The 20805-nt window shown below is 71.0% G+C and carries 18 protein-coding genes; 10 read left to right on the top strand and 8 right to left on the bottom strand.

Annotated elements, in window-relative coordinates; all coding sequences use genetic code 11:
* Nucleotides 1-11 precede the first annotated feature (11 nt).
* Nucleotides 12-1697 (bottom strand): FAD-binding protein, encoded by a 1686-nt coding sequence (locus AB0C16_RS13615; protein WP_357682258.1) that lies wholly within the window; start codon nucleotides 1695-1697, stop codon nucleotides 12-14.
* Nucleotides 1694-2557 carry an alpha/beta fold hydrolase gene (locus tag AB0C16_RS13610; RefSeq protein WP_357682256.1) on the bottom strand — a complete coding sequence of 288 codons (864 nt, stop codon included), beginning with the start codon at nucleotides 2555-2557 and terminating at the stop codon, nucleotides 1694-1696. Before AB0C16_RS13610 ends, AB0C16_RS13615 begins: the two co-directional genes overlap by 4 nt.
* A gap of 241 nt (nucleotides 2558-2798) precedes the next feature.
* On the opposite strand from AB0C16_RS13610, the gene AB0C16_RS13605 reads away from it, so the two are divergent.
* On the top strand, nucleotides 2799-3377 hold the full coding sequence (locus tag AB0C16_RS13605) for a flavin reductase family protein (RefSeq protein ID WP_357682254.1): 579 nt from the start codon (nucleotides 2799-2801) through the stop codon (nucleotides 3375-3377).
* A gap of 19 nt (nucleotides 3378-3396) precedes the next feature.
* Here the strand turns inward: AB0C16_RS13605 and AB0C16_RS13600 are convergent, their stop codons facing one another.
* Nucleotides 3397-4284: an IclR family transcriptional regulator gene (locus AB0C16_RS13600; protein ID WP_357682252.1), complete on the bottom strand. Its 888-nt coding sequence runs from the start codon at nucleotides 4282-4284 to the stop codon at nucleotides 3397-3399.
* 199 nt (nucleotides 4285-4483) lie between these two features.
* Here AB0C16_RS13600 and AB0C16_RS13595 point away from each other — a divergent pair, with 199 nt between their 5' ends.
* Nucleotides 4484-5440: an LLM class F420-dependent oxidoreductase gene (locus AB0C16_RS13595; RefSeq protein WP_357682250.1), complete on the top strand. Its 957-nt coding sequence runs from the start codon at nucleotides 4484-4486 to the stop codon at nucleotides 5438-5440.
* Nucleotides 5437-5931: a nuclear transport factor 2 family protein gene (locus AB0C16_RS13590; protein ID WP_357682248.1), complete on the top strand. Its 495-nt coding sequence runs from the start codon at nucleotides 5437-5439 to the stop codon at nucleotides 5929-5931. The genes AB0C16_RS13595 and AB0C16_RS13590 overlap by 4 nt, the downstream gene beginning before the upstream one ends.
* A gap of 224 nt (nucleotides 5932-6155) precedes the next feature.
* On the opposite strand, the gene AB0C16_RS13585 is transcribed toward AB0C16_RS13590, so the two are convergent.
* The 3 genes from AB0C16_RS13585 to AB0C16_RS13575 all read right to left on the bottom strand — a co-directional run bounded on the left by AB0C16_RS13585 (nucleotide 6156) and on the right by AB0C16_RS13575 (nucleotide 9202).
* Nucleotides 6156-6530 carry a nuclear transport factor 2 family protein gene (locus AB0C16_RS13585; protein ID WP_357682246.1) on the bottom strand — a complete coding sequence of 125 codons (375 nt, stop codon included), beginning with the start codon at nucleotides 6528-6530 and terminating at the stop codon, nucleotides 6156-6158.
* Between the two features lie 2 nt (nucleotides 6531-6532).
* Complete coding sequence (locus AB0C16_RS13580) at nucleotides 6533-7894, bottom strand: MFS transporter (protein ID WP_357682244.1); 1362 nt, start codon at nucleotides 7892-7894, stop codon at nucleotides 6533-6535.
* A 141-nt stretch (nucleotides 7895-8035) separates the two neighbouring features.
* Nucleotides 8036-9202, bottom strand: a complete 1167-nt coding sequence (locus AB0C16_RS13575) for an acyl-CoA dehydrogenase family protein (protein WP_357682242.1) — start codon at nucleotides 9200-9202, stop codon at nucleotides 8036-8038.
* A gap of 64 nt (nucleotides 9203-9266) precedes the next feature.
* Between AB0C16_RS13575 and AB0C16_RS13570 the strand changes: the two genes are divergently transcribed.
* A complete protein-coding gene (locus AB0C16_RS13570; protein WP_357682240.1) occupies nucleotides 9267-10340 on the top strand; it encodes an acyl-CoA dehydrogenase family protein in 1074 nt (357 codons plus the stop codon).
* 325 nt (nucleotides 10341-10665) lie between these two features.
* Nucleotides 10666-11370 carry a hypothetical protein gene (locus AB0C16_RS13565; protein WP_357682238.1) on the top strand — a complete coding sequence of 235 codons (705 nt, stop codon included), beginning with the start codon at nucleotides 10666-10668 and terminating at the stop codon, nucleotides 11368-11370.
* A gap of 61 nt (nucleotides 11371-11431) precedes the next feature.
* Here the strand turns inward: AB0C16_RS13565 and AB0C16_RS13560 are convergent, their stop codons facing one another.
* Nucleotides 11432-12049: a GntR family transcriptional regulator gene (locus AB0C16_RS13560; protein ID WP_357682236.1), complete on the bottom strand. Its 618-nt coding sequence runs from the start codon at nucleotides 12047-12049 to the stop codon at nucleotides 11432-11434.
* Nucleotides 12050-12503: 454 nt separating this feature from the next.
* Here AB0C16_RS13560 and AB0C16_RS13555 point away from each other — a divergent pair, with 454 nt between their 5' ends.
* Both AB0C16_RS13555 and AB0C16_RS13550 read left to right on the top strand, forming a co-directional pair.
* On the top strand, nucleotides 12504-14141 hold the full coding sequence (locus AB0C16_RS13555; RefSeq protein ID WP_357682234.1) for an NAD(P)/FAD-dependent oxidoreductase: 1638 nt from the start codon (nucleotides 12504-12506) through the stop codon (nucleotides 14139-14141).
* Nucleotides 14142-14270: 129 nt separating this feature from the next.
* A complete protein-coding gene (locus AB0C16_RS13550; protein ID WP_357682233.1) occupies nucleotides 14271-15221 on the top strand; it encodes an alpha/beta hydrolase in 951 nt (316 codons plus the stop codon).
* Between the two features lie 101 nt (nucleotides 15222-15322).
* Here AB0C16_RS13550 and fxsT read toward each other — a convergent pair whose 3' ends face one another.
* A complete protein-coding gene (gene fxsT / locus AB0C16_RS13545) occupies nucleotides 15323-17794 on the bottom strand; it encodes an FxSxx-COOH system tetratricopeptide repeat protein (RefSeq protein WP_357682231.1) in 2472 nt (823 codons plus the stop codon).
* Nucleotides 17795-18002: 208 nt separating this feature from the next.
* On the opposite strand from fxsT, the gene fxsA reads away from it, so the two are divergent.
* From fxsA to AB0C16_RS13530, 3 genes are all read left to right on the top strand, one after another.
* Nucleotides 18003-18170: an FxSxx-COOH cyclophane-containing RiPP peptide gene (gene fxsA / locus AB0C16_RS13540; RefSeq protein ID WP_357682229.1), complete on the top strand. Its 168-nt coding sequence runs from the start codon at nucleotides 18003-18005 to the stop codon at nucleotides 18168-18170.
* A 204-nt stretch (nucleotides 18171-18374) separates the two neighbouring features.
* The gene (locus AB0C16_RS13535; RefSeq protein WP_357682227.1) at nucleotides 18375-19142 is read left to right on the top strand and encodes an SIR2 family protein; all 768 of its coding nucleotides are present in this window, start codon (nucleotides 18375-18377) and stop codon (nucleotides 19140-19142) included.
* Between the two features lie 10 nt (nucleotides 19143-19152).
* A complete protein-coding gene (locus tag AB0C16_RS13530; protein WP_357682225.1) occupies nucleotides 19153-20802 on the top strand; it encodes a tetratricopeptide repeat protein in 1650 nt (549 codons plus the stop codon).
* Nucleotides 20803-20805: the final 3 nt, after the last annotated feature.

The raw sequence follows: 20805 nt of genomic DNA, 5'->3' as shown, positions 1-20805 counted from the left end.
CGTCCCCGCCGTCAGGCCGAGTGGGGCAGCGTGACCTGCCCGTCCCAGCGCGCTCTGGCGGCGGCGTGCCGCGCGGCGACGTACCCGAAGACGATCGACGGGCCGATCGTGGCGCCGGGCCCGGCGTACTCGTTGCCCATCACCGACGCCGAGGTGTTGCCCGTGGCGTAGAGGCCGTCGATCACCGAGCCGTCGCCGCGCAGCACCCGGCTGTGCTCGTCGCACACCAGGCCGCCCTTGGTGCCGAGGTCGCCGACCTCGATCCGGAACGCGTGGAAGGGGGCCTTGCCGATCACGTCGAGGTTCGGGTTCGGCAGCGTCGGGTCGCCGTAGTAGCGGTCGTAGGCGCTCTCGCCGCGGCCGAAGTCCTCGTCCCTGCCGGTCTCGGCGAACCGGTTGAACCGTTCCACCGTCTCGGCCAGCGCTCCGGCCGGGACGCCGATCTTCCCGGCCAGCTCGGCGAGCGTGCCGGCGGTGAACGCGATGCCCTGCTCGTAGAACTCCTTCGGAATCGGCATCCCGGGCAGGATCTGCGCGAACGGGTATCGGGCGCGGGCCTTGGCGTCCATCACGAACCAGGCCGGCACGTGCCCGCCCGCGAGCTGGTCGTGCACGAAGTTCACGTACGGCGACGACTCGTTGGTGAACCGCCTGCCCTCGGCCGACACGATGATCGACGGCGGGATGCACCGTTCCGACACCAGCGGGATGGTCGCCCCGGCGGGGTGCCGCACGGCGGGCATCCACCAGGCGTCGTCCATCAGGTCGAGGGCGGCGCCGAGCCGCTCGCCGGCCAGGATGCCGTCACCGGTGTTCTCCCTGGCGCCCATGCCGAAGTCGGCCCGGCCGCCCTCGGGCAGGTACCTGGCCCGCAGCTCCGGGTTGTGGTCGAAGCCGCCGGTCGCCAGCAGCACACCGTGCCGGCCGCGGATCCGCACGGGCCGGCCGTCGCGCTCGGCGACGATCCCGGTGACCGCGCCGTCGTCGCCGGTCACGAGGCCGGTCATGGGCGTCTTCAGCCAGAGCGGGACTCCGGCGTCCTTGAGCGCCATCCGCAGCCGGGCGACGAGCGCGCGCCCGCCGGTGGCCATGTGCCGGCGGCGGACCACGTTCGAGGAGACCCGCCAGGCGGCGACCACGGAGGCCCACCGGCCGCGCCAGGTGCGCTTGGCCATGGCCAGGTCGTGGTAGTCCTTGCCGGTGATCCACAGGCCCAGCGGGCCCTTCATGCTGTTGGGCCGCTGGTGTCTCTCGTCCTCGCCGAGCGCGCGGGTGTCGAACGGCACCGCCTCGATCGACCGGCCCAGCGGTCGGCCGCCCTCCAGCTCGGGGTGGTAGTCGGCGTAGCCCTTGGTCCAGAAGAACCGCATCCACTTGCTGGTGCCGAGCAGTTCCATCGCGGCCGGGCCCTGGTCCACGTACGCGTCGAGCCGGGCGGCCGGGACCCGTCCCCCGGTCAGCAGGTCGAGGTAGCGGCGGATCGACTCGCGGCTGTCGTCGTGTCCCCTGGCGCGCAGGGTGGGGTTGTTCGGGATCCAGATGCCGCCGCCGGAGATCCCGGTGCTGCCGCCGTACTTCGAGCCCTTCTCCACGACGACGCAGGACAGCCCGCTGTCGTGCGCGGTCAGCGCGGCGGCCATGCCACCGCCGCCGCTGCCGACGACGACCAGGTCGAACTCGTGGTCCCAGCCGGTCACCGGTCGTCCTTCCTGGTGAGGAAGGACAGCACGGCGCTCTCCCAGGCTGCCTTCCGCTCGATCATCACCCAGTGGCCGCAGTCGGGGAACACGTGCAGCTCGGCGTCCGGGATGGTGCGCATCGGGATGATGGCCATGTCGAGCGGGCTGACCCGGTCGTCGCGTCCCCACGTGATCAGCGTCCTGGCCTTCAGCTTGTGCAGCATCGCCCAGTACGGCGGCGCGTCGGAGGCGGCGGAGGCGCGGGCGGCCATCGCGGCCCTGCCGTACATCCGGCGGGCGCCGGCGAGCGTGGCCGGGTCGGTCGCCTGGGTCCACCGCTCCTCGATCAGTTCCTCGGTGACGATCGCCGGGTCGTACACCATGGAGTTGAGCCACTGCACCAGCGCCTGCCGGGTGGGGTTCTCGGTGAACTCCATGAGGAGGTTGATGCCCTCGCCGGGCCCGGGGCTGAACAGGTTGCGGCCGATGCCCCCGATGGTGACGAGCCGGCGGACCCGGTCGGGGTGGGCGATCGCCACCTGCGTGGCCACGATGCCGCCCATCGAGTTGCCGATCACGTCCACCCGCTGGAGCCCGAGGCCGTCGAGGAAGCGGATCACCGCGCCGTGGGCCGCCACCATGGGATGCCGGTCGGTCGGGTCGCTGACCCCGAACCCCGGGAACTCCAGGATCAGGCAGCGGAAACGCTCGGAGAGGGCGGCCAGGTTGTCGCGGTAGTTCCGCCAGCCCGTGACGCCGGGGCCCGAGCCGTGCAGGAGCAGCAGAGGCGGGCCCTCACCGGCCTCGTGGTAGCGCAGCACCCCCTGATCGGTGGCGAGCTCGCGCAAGGTCGACTCGTGGGTCAGCTCCGTGGTCATCTTCCGTCCCGGTCATAGCAAGGTGTCGGCTGCGTCGAAGGTAAGTCGAAGGTAATCGGACAGAACGGGCAAGCCCAGAGATCATCCCAATCAGCGAGACCGGGACCGGCCCGCCCGGCGGCCGGGGCCCGGGACCTGCCGGAGCAGAAAGCCCTTCCACTCAACGGGATCCCGCCGTCTGGGCGCCGCGCGGGCCTTTGTACGTTCGTCACCCGAGCCGCCGTCGCACGCGAGGTGACCCATGACAGCCGCATCCGCCGATCCCGCGTTCACGCCGGACCCCGACGCGCCCACCCCGGCGGAGTTCCGGCGGGCGATGGGGATGTTCGCGAGCGGCGTGACGGTGGTCAGCGGCCTGGACGGCGAGGAGCCGGTGGGCTTCGCCTGCCAGTCGTTCGCCTCGGTGTCGCTGGAGCCGCCGCTGATCCTGTTCTGCGCCGACCACAACGGCCGCGCCTGGCCGCGGATCCGCAGCTCGGGCCGCTTCTGCGTGAACGTGCTGGGCGAGGAGCAGGTCGACATCTGCGGCCGGTTCGGCTCCAGCAAGGGCAGGAAGTACGACGGGCTCGACTGGGACCTGTCGCGCTGGGGCACTCCGGCGCTGCGCGACGTGCTCCTGCGCGTTCACGCCGAGGTGCACGACGTGCACGTGGCGGGCGACCACGACGTGGTGATCGGCCGGGTGCTGGAGCTGGAGCAGGTCAGCGAGCAGCGCCCGATGCTGTTCTTCCGCGGCAGGTTCGGCGTCGAGCAGCCGGAGCCCGCCGATCAGACGCCGCCCGGCCCCAACCTGTGGGGGTGGGGCGACCACTGGGGGTAGCCGCTCTCGTGGTGGCGTCTCACAGCCAGTCTCCGTCCTGGCCGACGGCGAGCATCTGGTTCATCGTCTCGGCGGACCAGGTGCGATCGGGCGTCCGGGTGGCGCCCCGGGAGCGCCGTGAGGTCTCCAGACCGGGGAAGAGCGCCAGCGCGGCCTGCCGCGCCGCGTCGACCACCAGCGGGGCGACCTTCTCCAGCGGGGTACGGCTCTCGCCCACCAGGGAGATGCTCGCCACCGGCCCCTCGTGGCCGCGGATCGCCGCCGCGACGCAGGCGATCTGGGGGAAGCACTCCCCCCGCTCGAAGGCCAGGCCCCGGCGCTGCCGGATCCGGTTCAGCTCCTGGTGCAGGGTGCCGATGTCGCCGATCGTCCGGTTGGTCAGCCGGCTGATGGGGCCGCTGATCAGCGCGTCCACCTGCTCCGGCTCCAGCCAGGCGAGGATCGCCTTGCCCAGCGCGGTGCAGTGGGCCGGAGCCCGGCCGCCCACCCGCGAGGGGACCGACAGGGCGAACCTGCCGCCGACCTTGTCCAGGTAGAACACCTCCGATCCGTCGAGGACCGCCAGGTGGACGACCATGCCCGTCCTGATCTGCAGCTCGTGCAGCAGCGGCGCGGCCGCCTCGCGGATCTCGCCGTGACTCCCGTCCCGGCCGCCGAGCCCGAGCGCCCGCTTGCCGAGGCGGTAGCCGAAGGACGTGTGGTCGAGCCAGCTCAGCTGGACGAGCTGGTCGAGGATCCGGTGTGCCGTGGAGCGGGGGAGGTGGGTACGGCGGGCGACGTCCTCCAGGGTGAGCCGGGTGGATCGGCCGGTGAAGGCGTCCATGATCAACGTCATCCGCTCGACCATCGATGGCGGCAGCTCCCGCCGCGGCGGCGCCGGGGCGGGCTCAGTGCTGAGAGCGGTCATCGCACCTCCCAAAACTGAAATGAATTCTTGTTATTGACCTTAGCAACGCACCGGGCCCGAGGGAAGAGGTCGCCAGGCGGGGCGATAATCTACGCCGTGTCCGATTCCGGTCAGTGAGATCGGCGAATCGGCCCTGGACGTCGGTTGACTAGAAAGAATTCTGCGAGCGGGGTCCAAGACGCGAAGTGAGGTGGAGCCGGTGCGAATCGGCATTGTGAGTCCTGTCGTGGTGCGCTTTCCGGGCACCTACTCGGAATGGGAGACCGGGGCGGGCGCCGATGACCTGGGCCGGATCGCCGAGACCGCCGACCGGCTGGGCTACCACCACCTCACCTGCAGCGAGCACGTCGCCGTCCCGGCCGAGGCCGCCCGGCAGCGCGGCGGCGCCTACTGGGATCCGCTCGCGACGCTGGGCTACCTCGCCGCCCGCACCCGCCGCATCCGGCTGGCCACCCACGTGCTCGTCCTCGGCTACCACCACCCCCTCGAGATCGCCAAGAGGTACGGCACGCTCGACCTGATCAGCGGCGGCCGGCTCACGCTCGGCCTGGGCGTGGGCAGTCTGGAAGAGGAGTTCGAGCTGCTCGGCGTGCCGTTCGAGGATCGCGGCCCGCGCGCCGACGAGGCGCTCGCGGCCCTGCGCGCCTCCCTCTCGCGGCGCGAGCCCGAGTTCCACGGCCGCTACTACGACTACTCCGGCTTCGTGGTGGAGCCGCACGCGGTGCAGCCACGGGTCCCACTGTGGATCGGCGGCCAGACCCGGCGCTCCCTGCGCCGCGCGACGACCCACGGCGACGGGTGGACGCCGTTCGGGCTCCCCCTGGAGACGCTCGCGACGATGGTCCGCGAGGCCGAGCTGCCCGACCCCTTCGACGTCGTGTTCGGCCTCGGCCGCCCGGTGGACCCGTCCGGCGCGCCCGACGCCGCCGCGCGCGCCCTGGAGCGGGTGCGCGAGGCGGGCGCCACGGTGGCGGCCGTCTACGTGGCCGCCACGTCGGCCGCCCACTACTGCGACCAGTTGGAGACGCTGCGCGCCCTCGGCACCGCGATCGGCCTCGACTTCAGCCCACCGGCCCCGGCCACGAACCCGGCCACGGCCCCGGGACCGACCACGGGACCGGCCACGGACCCGGCTCGTCTCGGGGAGGACGCGTGAGCGGCATCGAGGAGCGGCTCGCCCTGCTGGAGGAGCGCACGCGCAGGCTGGAGGACGAGTTGGAGGTGACCCGCCTCGTCCTGTCCTACGGCCCGCTGGCCGACAGCGGCGGCGCCGACGCCGTCGCCGCGCTGTGGGAGCCCGGCGGCGTGTACGACGTGGACGAGCTGCTGATGAACGGCCGGGCCGAGATCGCCGCCATGGTCCGTTCCGACGCGCACCAGGGCTGGATCGCCCGCGGCTGCGCCCACGTCATCGGCGCCCCGCACGTCACGGTGACCGGCGACGACGCGGTCGCCCTCTGCTACTCCCTGATGATCGTCAAGGACCGCTCCGGCGACGGGTTCAGGGTTCGCCGCGCCACCGCCAACCACTGGACGCTGCGCCGCAGACCTGACGGCTGGCGCGTCGTCACCCGCGTCAACCGCGTCCTCGACGGCCGCTCCGAGTCACCCGAGCTGCTGGCCGCCGGCCTTCCAGTCACATCCTGAAGAAGGACCGCACCTGGCGAGCCGCCGACGCCCCTCTCACCGGCCGGGACCGCCGGTGTCACCGGAGAGCACACGTCGCGTTGACCAGGCCGGCAAGCGCCGTCTGCGGCCAGGTCTGGGCCAATCCGACGGTGCAGTCGCTGAGCACGCCACGCGCAGTCCCCGCTTGCGCAGTTCGCTCAGTGTCGAGATGGCGTCGTCCCCTTCAACCGTAGGAGCCTCGATCAGCCGCTTGTCTTGCGGTAGGCGTCCTTGAGGCAGATCTTTCCGTCGCGGAATCGCCAGAGGTCGATGCCGCGCTCAGACCATCGTGATCCGTCGGCGCGGACGAAGTGGTAGGCCCAGGTGCTGACGGCCCACTCGCCGAGAATCAGCGGCTCACCCTGCTCGATGCGGGCGCCCGCGTCATGCTCGAACATGGTGCGGAATCCTGCGGCCAGCTCGGTACGACCGCGGAACGTACGACCGGGTTCCGGGCCGACGGACGCGGCGTAGACGGCGTCGTCGGTCATCAGCTCCAACAATCCGTCGGCGTCCCGGCCGGCCCAGGCGTCAGCGAACCGGGCCAGGCACTCGCGCGGGCTCAGGTCAGACGTCATCGTTACGCTTTCTGATCATGGTGTCGATCCGGCGGTGCGGCTGTCTGTGGATCATCTTGTTGTCCTTGGTGGTCCGACGGTGCTGGTGTGGTGACCCTGGTGAGCCGGCGAGTTCGTCGCATGGGCCGGACCAGGAGCGGGATCATGCACAAGGTGGCGGTGCCGGCCGCGGTGAGCATGGCGACGCGCAGGTCGAACGCGGAGCCGACGACTCCCGCGATGGCCGAGCCGATCGGCAGCATGCCCCAGGTCACCGTTCTGTGCACGGCAGTGGCGAGGGTGGTCATCTCGGGCGGAGTGGAGAGGTGCCGGACGGTGAGCGCGTTGACCGCGAACACTCCTTGGCCGACGCCGTTGACGAAGGTTCCGATGGCCAGCAGCGGCACTGACAGGTGGCCGTTGGCGGAGGCGGCGATCGCGAGCCCCAGCACGGAAGGTACCCCGGCCAGAATGAGCGACGGGCCGATGCCGACGCGATCGGCGAGTCGTCGCGCCAGCAGGCTGCCCAGGGGGAATCCCGCGCCGCCGACGGCGATGGACAGGCCGAGGGCCGATGGGTTCAGGTGCAGGTGCCGTACGGCGAACACGACCAGCATTGAGTCGTACATGGCCACGCCGAGGTTGTAGACGGCACCACAGATCATGATGGGCCGAAGGATGGGATGGGCGGCGACGTAACGCAGGCCGCTGCCCACTTCCTTCACGAGCGGATGGCGGGTCGGAGCCGTGGGGGCCGGCTCACGGTGGCGGATCGCGGCGATGGTCAGCACACTGGCCAGGTAGCTGATGGCATCGAAGAGCAGGGCTCGCACCGCACCGGTCACGCTGATGACGACGCCGGCCAGGCCGGGGCCGATGAGCAGCGCCGTCGACTCGGAGAACGACAATCGGGTGTTGGCGGCGTGCAACCGCCGATCGTCACTGATCAACAACGGCGGATAGGACTGGTAGGCCACCTGGAAGAACACCATGGCGGCGCCGGTGACCGCCGCGACCAGGAGCAGGTGCGGAAAGCCGAGAACGCCGACCCCAGCGGCGAGCGGCAGCGAAAGCACGGCCAAGCCGCGTACCACGTCGGCGCCGACCATCGCCCGTCGCAGCCCCAGCCGGGCCACCCAGACCCCGGCCGGCAGACCGATCAGCAGGAACGGCGCCTTGCTCACCGCCGACAGCACCGCGACCTGCATAGTGCTCGCGTGCAGTACTTCGATCGCGACGAGCGGCAATGCCAGCAGAAAGACCTGATCGCCGAGCAGGCTGACGCTCTGACCGCCCCACAGAAGCCGAAAGTCGCGCCACCTGCGCCGCCCCTCATCGACGGCCTGTTCAGGGGGTGTGGGCGGCCGGGAAAGCTCGGATGGCATGGAAAGGATCATTGTTCCTCTCCTGCCGACGCGACCAGTGGCGTGAGTGACGTTGTCCGCTAAGATCCCGCCACCAGGCAGCCTGCTCGACGCCCGACCGACAGCACGTCCATGCTCGTGACGAGGGTGCCCGGACCGAACTCAGGGGCGCGCCTCGCGGGGCAGCCCGAGCACGCGTTCGGCGATGATGTTGCGCTGGATCTCGTTCGAACCGGCGTAGATCGTGTCGGACCGGGAGAACAGGTAGAGCCGCTGCGCGTCGCTCAGGTCGTACGGCGGCCCGTCGGCGATCATCCCGGCGGCGCCGAGCACGTCCATGGCCAGCTCGCCCAGCTCCCGGTGCCAGATCCCCCAGACGAGCTTGGAGATGGACGACTCGGGCCCCGGCGCGCCCGCCGCGATGCCCGCCATGGTGCGGACCGCGTTGAGCCGCATGACCCGCAGGCCCATCCAGGAGCGGACGAGCCGGTCGCGCAGCAGTGGGTCGTCGATCGCGCCCGTGCGCCGGGCGACCTCGATGACGGCCTCCAGCTCGTGGCGGAAGCCCACCTGCTGGCCGAGCGTGGCCACGCCGCGCTCGAAGCCGAGCGTGGCCATGGCGATCCTCCAGCCGTCGCCGGGCCCGCCCACGATGTTGCCCGCGTCGGTCACGGCGTCGTCGAAGAAGACCTCGTTGAACTCGCTGGTCCCGGTCAGCTGGACGATCGGCCTGATCTCCACGCCGTCCTGGCGCATCGGCACCAGCAGGTAGGACAGCCCGTGGTGGCGTGTGGAGCCGGACTCGGTGCGGCAGAGCACGAAGCACCAGCCGGCCTCGACGGCCAGGGAGGTCCACACCTTCTGCCCGCTGACGCGCCACCGGTCGCCGTCGAGCTCGGCGCGGGTCTGCACGCCGGCCAGGTCGGAGCCGGCGCCGGGCTCGGAGTAGCCCTGGCACCACAGCTCCTCGACGTCCACGATCGGCGGCAGGAACCGCCGCCGCTGCTCGTCGGTGCCGAACGCGATGACGGTCGGGCCGAGCAGGTTCTCGCCGATGTGGCCGACCCGCGCGGGCGCCCGGGCCAGTGCGTACTCCTCGTGGAAGGCGACCTGGTCCTCGACGCTCGCGCCGCGCCCGCCATACCGCTCGGGCCAGCCCAGGCAGGTCCAGCCGGCCGCGGCGAGGTGCCGCTCCCAGGCCAGCCGGATGTCGAACGCCTCGTGCTCGCGGCCGGGCCCGCCCAGCCCGCGGGCGCCGGCGAACTCTCCCGACAGGTTGTCCTCCAGCCAGGCGCGCACCTCGGCCCTGAACGTTTCGCTCCGGTTCACAGGTGGCACTCTACCAAACAGTTGTTAGAATATGTTCACCCCGACCGTTGACCCTTGGACGGACATGATCACTACCGACGAGCAGGAAGAGCTACGGCGCACCGTGCGCACCCTTCTCTCACGCAACCCCCCGTCCCGGCCCGGGCCCGAGGCCGAAGCCGGCTACGACGAGACCGTGTGGCGGCTGCTCGCCGACCAGGTGGGCGCCTTCGGGCTGGCCGTGCCCGTGGAGCACGGCGGAGCTGGCTGCACGCCGGCCGAGACCCACGTGGTGTGCGAGGAGCTGGGCCGCGCCCTCGCCACGGTCCCCTACCTGGGCTCCGCCGTCCTCGCCACCGAGGCCCTGCTCGCCTGCGGGGCCACCGGCCTCCTGCCCGGCCTGGCCGACGGCAGCCGGGTCGGCGCGCTGGCCTGGGCCGAGAGCGGCACGTGGGACCCGGCCGCGATCCGGGCGCGGGTGCGGGACGGCCTGCTGACCGGGGTGAAGGAGCACGTGCTCGACGGCGCGCGCGCCGACCTGCTCATCGTGCCCGCGCTCACGCCCGGTGGCGGCCTCGCCGTCTACACCGTGGAGCCCTCCGCTCCCGGCGTGAAGGTGGAGCCGCTGACCACGCTCGACCGCACCAGGCCGCAGGCGCGCGTGACGTTCGACGCCGCGCCCGCCCGGCTGATCGGCGCCGACGGTCACCGGATCCTCGACCGGCTGCTCGCGGTCGCCGCCACCGCGCTCAGCGCCGAACAGCTCGGCGGCAGCGCCCGCTGCCTGGAGATGACGCTCGGCTACGTGAAGGCCCGGGAGCAGTTCGGCCGGCCGATCGGCTCGTTCCAGGCGGTCAAGCACCGGCTGGCCGACCTGTACGTGCTGGTCGAGTCGGCCCGTTCGGTCAGCCACGACGCCGCCCTGGCGCTCACCGAGGACGCTCCCGACCTGGGCATCCGCGCCGCGACCGCGCAGGCGTACTGCGCCGAGGCGTTCTCCGCCGTGGCCGCCGAGACGATCCAGCTGCACGGCGGCATCGGCTTCACCTGGGAGCACGAGGCCCACCTCTACTTCAAGCGGGCCCACTCCGCCGCGAGGCTGTTCGGCGACGCCGCCTGGCACCGCGACCGCCTCGCCCCGCTGGTGCTCGGGACGTGACCGGGGAGGAGGCGCGCCCTGCGGCCGCCTCTCCTCCGATCGCATCACCACGGCGCCAGCGGGCACCCGATTGGGGGACACCGGTCTCCCGATCACCACGGCGTCACCGGCCCGCCGGCCGGCATCCTGATGAGGGACACCGTCCCGATCACCACGGCGTCACCCGCCCGCCGGCCGGCATCCTGACGAGGGACACCGTCTCCCGATCACCTGCGGCTCCCCCGCGTGGGGGACGTGGGTCCACCCACCGGGGGACGCCGCGCGGCGGTGCCGGCGTCTAGCCTCCGGCGGACGGTTTCCCGCACCCCCGCCCAGGAGGCTCCCCATGCTCGCCAACTCGGTCCGCTTCAGACGCGTCGCGACCGGCGCGCTGCTGATCACGGCGCCGGCCCTTCAGCTGATCGCGGTCATCGTCGACCCGGGCACCTGGGGCGACGACCGTGAGGCGGTCAGCTTCGGCGACAACCCGGCGCTCGCCCAGCTGCAGTCGGTGCTCTACCACTGGAGCTGGGTGCTCACCGCGATCGCCGCGTTCGGCCTGCTGCACCTGGTGCGCCGCAGGGCGGTCGTGCTCGGCCACATCGCCGGCGCGATGGCCATCGTCGGCTACATCAACCTGTCCGCCCTGCTGCTCACCGACCCGGTGGAGTGGTGGTTCGGGCAGCGCTACCCGGCCGAGGAGGCCCAGCGGCTGGCCGGCGAGGTCCTCGACCTGCCCGGTGTGGTCTTCGGCTTCACGCTGCCGTGGATCTTCTTCGCGCTGCTCGGCCTGCCGCTGCTGCTGGTCGCCGTGTGGCGGGCCGGCGCGGCGCACTGGTGGATCCCGCTCACCGTCGCGCTCGGCGGGCTGGGCGCGCAGCTCGTCCCGTACGGCCCGCTGACGGTCCCGCTGTGGGCGCTGCCCGCCGTCGCCCTCGGCGCGCTGGGCGTGCGGGTGCTGCGGATGAACGACGACCACTGGGCGGCCTACTACCCGGCCCCCGCCCGGCAGCCCGCCGCGACCGATCCCGCCGCGAACACCCCCGCCTGAACACCGCCGCGTACGACCGCCGCGTACGACCGCCGGTCGATGATCCGGCCGGCCGGGGACGTCAGCGATCCCCGTCGAACAGCAGGGCCTCCACCCGTCGCCGGTAGTCGCGGTAGATCTGCCGGTAGCGCTCGACGGCCCCGGAGCGGTCGCCGCGTTCGAGGAGTTCGAGGGTCTGCTGGTAGCCCTCCAGCCACACGTTCCACACGTCGCTCTCGGCGGTGAGGGCCAGCACCCGCAGGGTGCGCGTGACCACCAGGTCGACATGGGTCTGGAGCTCGCGGTTGCCGCTCGCCAGGATGACCACCGTGCTGAAGTCGGCCCCGGCGGCGGCGGCGACCGTCGCGTTGCCCTGCCGTAGCCCCTCGGCGAACTCGTCGAGCTTGACGCGCAGGGCGGCCAGGTGCTCGTCGGTGATGTTGTCCACGCCCCACTCGAAACCGGCGCAGGCCAGCACCATCATCACGTCGATCAGCTCGAGCGCGCTCTTCTGGGTCACCTGGGTGACCTGGCGAGTCCGGTTGGGTGAGATGTCGATCAGTCCTTCGGCGGCGAGCTGGGTGATCGCTTCGCGCACCGGGGTGATGCTCACGCCGAGCCGGGCCGCGATCTCCGCGTCCTTGATCAACGCGCCGGGTTTCAGCAGACCGCTGATGATCTCCTCGCGCAGCTGCCGCAAGACCGCTTCTTTACGCGTCAGCGGTACCGCATAGGACATGGCGACGCTCTCGCTCAGAGGAATCTGACGCGGCCATCCTATGAGTCCTTGACCGGCGTGGTCCGCCCCGCCGGGTTGCCGAGGGTCGTTCACATCGTGAGTTCCGGACTGTTGACGTAATGCAGAATGCATTTTACATTCATGGCACTCCAAATGACATGTGCGTGATGTCCGCCCTGATCACCGCAGCGCAGGGCGCCCCGCCCCACCCCCGGCACGACGTGCCGCGCGACAGGGGCCAGATCTCCCGACCACGGCTCACCGAAACAGCGGCCCCCTCCCCCGCGGTCATACGAGCATGCGCTCCGCCGGCCGCGGAGCGATGCCCCGCACCCTCGCGGCCGGGTGGCGCCGTGAGGCCGCCGCGCCCTCGCGGCACCACCGACGCATGACTCCACCGCCCCCAGGAGGACGAATGTCCGCACCCAGCCACGCCCCGCAGTCCGACCCGCGACCCGTGCCCTCCTCCGTCGATGTCGCCGTCGTCGGCGCGGGCTTCTCCGGGATGTACCTGCTGCACAGACTCCGCGAGATGAACCTGTCCGCGATCGTGTTCGAGGCGGGCACCGACGTCGGCGGCACCTGGTACTGGAACCGCTACCCGGGAGCCCGCGTGGACGTGGAGAGCCTGGCCTACTCCTACTCGTTCTCCGAGGAGCTGGAGCAGGACTACGAGTGGCAGGAGCGCTACCCGACCCAGCCGGAGATCCTGACCTACGCGCGGCACGTCGCCGACCGGTTCGACCTGCGCCGGGACATCTTCTTCGAAACGCGCGTCACCGCGGCCTCCTACGACGAGCAGGACAGGACCTGGCTGGTGCGCACCGGGCACGGGGACGAGGTCACCGCCCGCTTCCTCGTCATGGCCACCGGCTGCCTGTCGTCCTCGAAGCTGCCGGAGATCCCCGGCCTCGACCGGTTCGAGGGCCCCACCTACCACACCGCGCACTGGCCGCACGAGGACGTCGACTTCACCGGCATGCGGGTCGGGATCATCGGCACCGGCTCCTCCGGTGTGCAGTCGATCCCCGTCATCGCCGAGCAGGCGGCCGCCCTCACCGTCTTCCAGCGCACCCCCGCCTACAGCCTCCCGGCTCGCAACCGCAGGCTGCGCCCGGACGAGATCGCCGACATGAAGGCGAACTACCGGACCTTCCGCCAGGCCCAGCGAGACTCCGGGTTCGGCGTCCCCACACCGATCCCGGAGAAGTCCGCGCTCGAGGTCTCCGAGGAGGAGCGCGACGCCACCTTCGAGCGGGCCTGGGAGAGCGGCAGCCTGGTCAACCTCCTGACCGCGTACAACGACCTCAGCATCGACCAGGAGGCCAACGACACGGCGAAGCGCTTCATCCACCGCAAGATCCACCAGATCGTCGGGGACCCGCGGACCGCCGCCGACCTCTGCCCCGAGTACCCGGTCGGGACCAAGCGCCCGTGCCTGGACACCGACTACTACGAGACGTTCAACCGCCCGAACGTGCGGCTGGTCAACCTGCGGCGCACCCCGCTCGTGGAGATCACCGACAAGGGCGTCCGCACCTCCGACGAGGAGTACGCGTTCGACGCGATCGTCTACGCGACGGGGTTCGACGCCATGACCGGGGCGCTGACGAACGTCGACATCCGCGGCCGGGGCGGCGCCTCACTCAAGGAGGCGTGGAGCGCCGGGCCCCGCACGTACCTCGGGATCGGCTCCGCCGGCTACCCGAACCTGTTCATGATCACCGGTCCGGGCAGCCCCTCGGTGCTCTCGAACATGGTCGTCTCGATCGAGCAGCACGTCGACTGGGTGATCGACGCGATCGAGCACCTCGACCGGCAGGGCCTCAGGACGATCGAGCCCACCGAGGAAGCCCAGGACGCCTGGGTGGACCACGTCAACCTCATCGCCGGCGCCACCCTCTATCCCAAGGCGAACTCCTGGTACATGGGGGCCAACGTGCCGGGCAAGCCGCAGGTCTTCATGCCCTACGCCGGCGGCGTCGGGGAGTACCGCAAGACGTGTGACGAGGTCGCCGCCCAGGGCTACAAGGGCTTCGCCCTCTCCACCTGACCCACCGAGATTCGCGCACGCGCGCACCCCCTTGAAGTGGGTGGCCACGCCGTGACGCTGGAAGCGCCCACCGGAGACCTGTTCACATCCCCCCACGATCACCGGATTCGTGCCCCCATGGAGGACCAAATGTCCCGTCGTGAACTGATCGATCCCGAAAGCCGTGTCCCCCTGGACGCACTGCTCGGCATGCTGCCCGGCGGCTTCAACGCCATCCCCGACATCGTCCAGCGCCGAGCCGCCGTCCAAGGCATGATGGCCGCCATCGAGGTGCCCGAGAACCCCAACGTCGCCAAGGAGGACCGCACCGTCCCCGGCCCTGACGGGGAGCCCGACATCACCGTGCGGATCTACCGCCCGGTCGGCGCGTCCGGCACGCTGCCCGGCGTCTACTACATCCACGGCGGCGGCATGATCCTCGGCGACATCGCCGGGGAGGACGCCAACGCCACGATGATCTGCGACCAGGTCGGCGCCGTCGTGGTCTCCGTCGAGTATCGCCTGGCCCCCGAGCACCCGCATCCGGCCCAGGTCGAGGACTGCTACGCCGGGCTGGTGTGGACCGCGAAGAACGCCGCCGACCTGGGCGTCGACCCGGGCCGGCTGGCGATCTACGGCGCCAGCGCCGGCGGCGGGCTGACCATCGGCACCGCGCTCCTGGCGCGCGACCGCGGCGGGCCCGCGCTCACGTTCATGATGCCGATCTACCCGATGGTCGACGACCGGAACGAGACCCCGTCGAGCCACGAGATCACCGACATCGGCATCTGGGACCGCGCCGGCAACATCGAAGCCTGGGCCTGGTATCTCGGCGGCAAGGACGCCGACCAGTACGCGGCCCCGGCGCGCGCCGAGGACCTGTCGGGCCTCCCGCCGGCCTTCATCGACGTCGGCACCGTCGACCTGTTCCGCGACGAGGACATCGCGTTCGCGCAGCGGCTCATGCAGGCGGGCGTCCCGACCGAGCTGCACGTCAACCCGGGCAGCTACCACGCCTCCGAGACGTTCGCCGCCGAGGCGGCACTGTCCAGGCGCATCTGGGCCCGGCGCATCGACGCCCTCCAGCGAGCCCTCGCCTGACCGAGCCTGGGCGGGCGCGTCCGGTGCCGTGGGCGGAGTGAGGTGCCGCCGCCCACGGCACCGCGTACGGGCCGAGCCCGGGGCTCCGTGCGGCGCTTCCGTCAGAGCGCGGGCGGGTCGAAGTCGAAGTCGAGTCTCCGGCTCTCCTGCGCCACCACGACGTCCGGATGCTCGGTGCCGAGCACGCGCGCGTAGCGGCTCAGCGTGTCGGCCTTCAGGTCCTCCGCCTCACGCCGCGCGCCGAGCAGCAGCAGGTCGACGATCAGGTTGGCGGCTCCCGCGAGCGTCAGGGGATGGTCGGCGCCGAGCAGCGCGCGCAGCCGGTCGAGGGTGCTCTCCCCCAGCCTGCGCGCCTGTTCGTGCTCGCCGACGGCCGCCAGGTCACTGGCCAGGTTGATGGCGCAGGTGAGCGAGAAGTGGTGCTCGCGGGTCAGCCTCCTGTCGAGGCCGGCCAGCGCCCTCCGGTCGAGGTTCACCGCCTCCTCGGCGCGCCCGTTGATCCGCAGGAGCAGCGCGAGGTTGGTGTCGCAGCCGAACTTGAACGGATGCTCGTCGCCGTACATCAACGGGTAGCGCGGCGTCATGTCCGTCAGCAGGCTGAGCGCCTCACCGAGGTCGCCGGAGGCCCGCTGCGCGTTGGCCAGGCACAACCCCGCGGCGAGGGTGTCGGGGTGGTCGAGGCCGGTGCCGCGCACCTGCAGCTCGAAGGTGCGCTGGGCGAGCTCCAGGGCCTCGTCGACCTGGCCGGCCCGCCGCTTGGCGATGGACAGGTCCTTGGCGGTGCGCAGGGTCCACGGATGCTCGGCGCCGAGTTGCTCCACGCCGAACTCGTAGGCGTCCTCCCCGATGTCGCAGGCCTCCTGGTATTCGCCGTTGAGCCTGACCACTCTGGCCAGGCCGTTCCACGACGACAGCATGTTCTGGATGCTCGCTCCCGATCCCGCCCGCCGTTGCAGGGCGAAGGCCCGCGACTGCAGGTCGCGCGCCGTCGCGTACTCGCCGAGCAGCAGGTAGTCGAGGGCCAGGTTGTTCATCGCGCGCAGGGTGCGCCGGTGCTCGGAGCCGAAGACGGTCTCGTGCCGGCGCAGCGAGTCGATGTCGTGTTCCAGGGCCGCCGCGAAGTCGCCGCGGAAGCGCAGGTCGGCTCCGTGGCTGTTGATCAGCAGCAGCGTCTCCTCGTGGTCCTCGCCCAGGATCTCGCGCATCCGCGTCATGGTCCGCTGGTTGAGCTCGAACGACTCCTGGATGTTGCCCAGCTCGCGGATGATGATCGCCTGATGGCGTTGCGCCGACAGGACGCTCTGGTCGGTGTCGCCGCTGTCGGCGCGCCACTGCGCGATGAACCGCTCGACCAGCACCCGCCCCGACTTGAAGTCACCCGAGGAGTAGAGGTAGCGCACGATGTTGAGAGCGAAGTCGCGGATGCGCGGGTCGCGGCTGCGCTCCACCAGCGACGGCGTGACGTGCCCGAGCAGGCCGCCGTAGCGGGGCCAGGCGGCGGTGTCGTCCGGCTCGTACGGCGCCGCCGCGGACGCCAGCAGCAGGTGCGCCTCGCGCCGCATCGCGGTGCGCTCCGAGGGCGGCAGATCGTCGCGGAGCAGCGCCTGCACCAGCCGGTGCACCTGGATCGTCCGGTTCTCGGAGTCCATGCGGACCAGGGCGTAGCGGCCGAGTTCGCGCAGGACGCGGCTGGTCTGGATGGGGTCGGCCAGCGTGTCGGCCAGCCTCGACCGGCCGGCGAACTCCGGGGGCAGCCGGTCGAACAGGTCGCGGGGGATCGGCTCGGGCCCGAAGAACGCGCAGCAGCGCAGCAGCTCGACCGCCACGGGCATCTTCGTGGTGAGCTGTGACACCGACAGCGCCCAGGCCGCCGACATCGACAGCGGATAGTCGGCCGGCTTGTTGGCGCCGAGCAGCCGGGTCGTCTGCTCCTCCAGCAGCCTGAGGTATTCGCCGACCGACATGCCCGCCTCGACCTGCAGCGCGCCCGCCTGCTCCAGCGCCAGCGGCAGGTCGCCCAGCGCCTCGGCCAGCTGGTCGGCCTCGTCGTCGCTGATCCCGCGCGGCACCCGTTTCATCAGGAACTCGACGCTCTCCGCGCGCGGGAAGACGTTGACCGCGACGGTCTCGACCACACCCTGCCAGCTGTGGTTGCGCGAGGTGATCAGCACGTGGCCCGGCCCCCGGGGCACGATGGAGTTGATCTCGTCGATCTCGTCGGCGTTGTCGAAGATGAGAAGCCACTTGGCGTACGGCTCACCGCGGCGCAGCGCGTCGAGCACGGCCTCGGCGGCGTCCTCGACGCCCGCCGAGGCGCTGATCGGCAGGCGCAGCTCCCGGGCGAGCCCGGCGAGGGAGGACTTCACCAGCATCGGCTGGTCGGCGGGGATCCACCAGACGAGGTCGTAGTCGCGGCGGAAGCGGTAGGCGTACTCGATCGCCAGTTGCGTCTTCCCGACACCGCCCAGCCCGTGGAGGGCGTGCGGCACCACCGCGGTGACGTCGATGAGACCTGATCGCAGCTTATCCAGCAGGTCGTCCCGGCCGGTGAAGTTCTTGTTCTTCTGCGGCACCCGTCCCCAGATGGTAGGAACATGTCCAGAGTCCGGCGAATAGTGCGAAATCGACACGATACTGCCCCAGCTCAACCGAGTCTTTTAGATCAGCTTAGACTTCACGTCATCTTCGGTGAAGCCTGTTGGGGCAACCACTATCGCCATGCCACCACCGGCCGTGCGAAGATGAGATCCGCATGGTCATCTTTACAGCTCAAGGAGAGCTATGGGCGAGAAAAGCGCAGAAGAATACGGTGGTGGCCTCATCGACGTGAGCGGGCTCAGCCTGAGCGACCTCGACGCGCTCGACCAGCCGAGCCTCGCACTGGCGCTCCGCCGCCTGGTCGAGGACGCCGGCTCCGGACCCGTGGCGGGCTTTCAGTCCGCGCTTTGAATACACCTTGACAAGTTCTGACCTTGACTGGCGAAACTATTGCGACGGGAAGTGGATTCCCGCTGGACACATCAGGTGCAATGGCCGGGATGACGCGTGAGGGATGCGGACTGGGACCGACTCGTCAAACAGCTCCATCGGGGCGATTGCACGCCCCTTCTCGGAGCGGGGGCGGGTTTCGGACGACTTCCCGTCGGCAGCGAGTTGAGTTTATATTTCGCCGAGCGTTACACATATCCGTTCGCCGATCCGGATAATCTCGCCCGCGTCATGCAGTACGCCGCGTCGGTGAGCCAGGACTCCGTGGAGTTGAAGCACGAGGTCTGCACCTTTCTCAAGGAGTACGTGCCCTCCTCCTCCTCCGGCCCGGTGATCGACCCGCACGAGGTGCTCGCCGAGTTCCCGATCCAGACGTTCCTCACCACCAACTACGACGACCTCATGATGCGCGCGCTGCGCCACGCCCGGACCTGCCACAAGGAGCCGACCAGCCGCACCTCGACCTGGTGGGACGCCACGGCGGACGAGTTCGCGATCGACGAGCCGAGCGACCTGCAGCCGCTGATCTACCACCTGCACGGCCACTGGGACGATCCGGCCTCCCTGGTGCTGACCGAGGACGACTACCTGACCTACCTGGTCAACCTCGTGGAGGCCCGCGCCTCGGGGGCCGGGCTGTCGCTGCCCGCCACCGTGCTCGCCGCCATGACCGCCCGCCCGCTGCTCTTCGTCGGCTACAGCCTCCAGGACTGGAACTTCCGGGTGCTCTTCCACGGCCTGATCAGGTCCATGCCCATCAACAGGAGGCGGCGTCACGTGAGCGTGCAGCTCATGCCCGATCTCAACACGTCCATGGCCGACGCCGACACCCGCGCCCAGGAGTATCTGGAACGCTATCTCGACGGCTGGAGCATCTCGATATTCATTGGTAGCACACAGGAATTCTTCGGCGAACTGCGTCGCAGAATATGAGGACCGCCAGATGACAGAGCCCGGCCCGCACGTCCGGCCGTACGTGGGGCTTCGCCCTTATCGCCGTGATGAGAACACCCTGTTCTTCGGCCGCGACCGCGAGGCGCGAGAGGTCGCCACCCTCTGGCAGGCCGCCGGCCTGACCGTGCTCTACGGCGCCTCGGGCGTGGGCAAGACCTCGCTGCTGCACGCCGGGGTGCTGCCGCGCCTGGATCCCGAGCGGGCCGACGTCCTGCCCGTGGCCAGGGTCGCCCCCCGCCTGAACGGCCCCCAGACCGCGGGCAATCCGTACGTGACGGCCCTGCTGTCGTCGTGGGCGCCCGAGCGCGATCCGCTGAGCCTGACGGGGCTGACGATCTCCGACTTCCTCGACGCGAGGCCCGAACGCACCGATCGCTACGGCGACCCCATGCCGATCCTCGCGGCCGTCGACCAGGCCGAGGAGATGTTCCACGGCACTCCCGTCCTCGAAGGCGAGCGGGCGGCCTTCCTCGACCAGGTGGCGCACGCCGTGCAACGGCACACCGGCCTGCACGTGCTGCTGTCGCTGCGCGAGGAGTACCTGTTCCTCGTGCTGCCCTACGAGCGCCCGATCGGGCAGGGCTCGCGGACCCGTTTCCACCTGCGGCCCCTCAGCGCGGCCGGCGCCCTGGAGGCCGTACGCGGGCCACTGCGGCACAGCGGCAGGACCATCACACCCGCCGCCGCCGAGCTCCTCGTCGAAGACCTGCGCACCGCCGTCATCGTCGACGAGTCCGGCAGGACGTCGACCATCGAGCTGGACACGGTCGAGCCCGTCCAGCTCCAGGTCGTCTGCTCCGCGCTGTGGGAGTCGCTGCCGCCCGAGGTGCACGAGATCACCGAAGACCACGCCCGGATGTACGCCAACGTGGAGGAGTTCCTCTTCGAGTTCTACAAGCGCACGGTCGCCCACGTCGCCGAGGAGCATCAGCGGCCGGCCGGCGAGATCCGCTTCTGGCTGCGCAACACCTTCATCACCGAGCACGGCACCAGGAACGCCGTCTACGAGGGGCTCGAGCAGACCCAGGGCATGCCCAACACGGTGGCTCGGGCGCTGGAGGACCGCCACCTGCTGCGCGCCGAGCACCGGCGGGGCATCCGGTGGTACGAACTCGCCCACGACCGGCTCATCGCGCCGATCGCGCGGTCCGACTCCCCCGAGTCCTACCTGCGGGCGGCCCGCATCTCGCTGGCCAAACGCAACTGGGACAGCGCCCGCCGCCTGGCCGACGCCGCCGTACGGGCCGCCGACGCGGGCGAGACGTGGGTGCGGGCCGAGGCGGCCGAGGTCTTCGCCGGCGTGGCCGCGGCGAACGGCGAGATCGAGGTCGCGCGACGATACTGCGAGGAGGCGGCGGAGATCTTCGCCGAGCGCCAGCGCTTCGACGGGGTGGCCCGCGCGCTCACCACCGACGGCCTGCTCTGGCTCGCGCAGGGCGATCCCGCCAGGGCCATCGAACGCATCAGCGCCGCGCTCAACTGGGCTCCCAACGACATGTCCGCCCAGGTCGCGCTGGCCGAGGCGCTGCTGAAGTCGGGCACTCCCCGGGCCGCCGCCACGGTCATCACCGGGGTGCTCGCCCTGCTCCCGCCACACCTGCTCCAGCAGGCGCAGAAAATGCTCCGGGAGTCGGCGTGAGGT

It is taken from the genome of Nonomuraea sp. NPDC048916 (genome assembly GCF_040649575.1).
In the GTDB taxonomy this organism is placed as follows: Bacteria; Actinomycetota; Actinomycetes; order Streptosporangiales; family Streptosporangiaceae; genus Nonomuraea.
The sequence above is the reverse complement of the archived record's forward strand: the minus strand, read 5'-3'. Positions and strand labels throughout refer to the sequence as shown.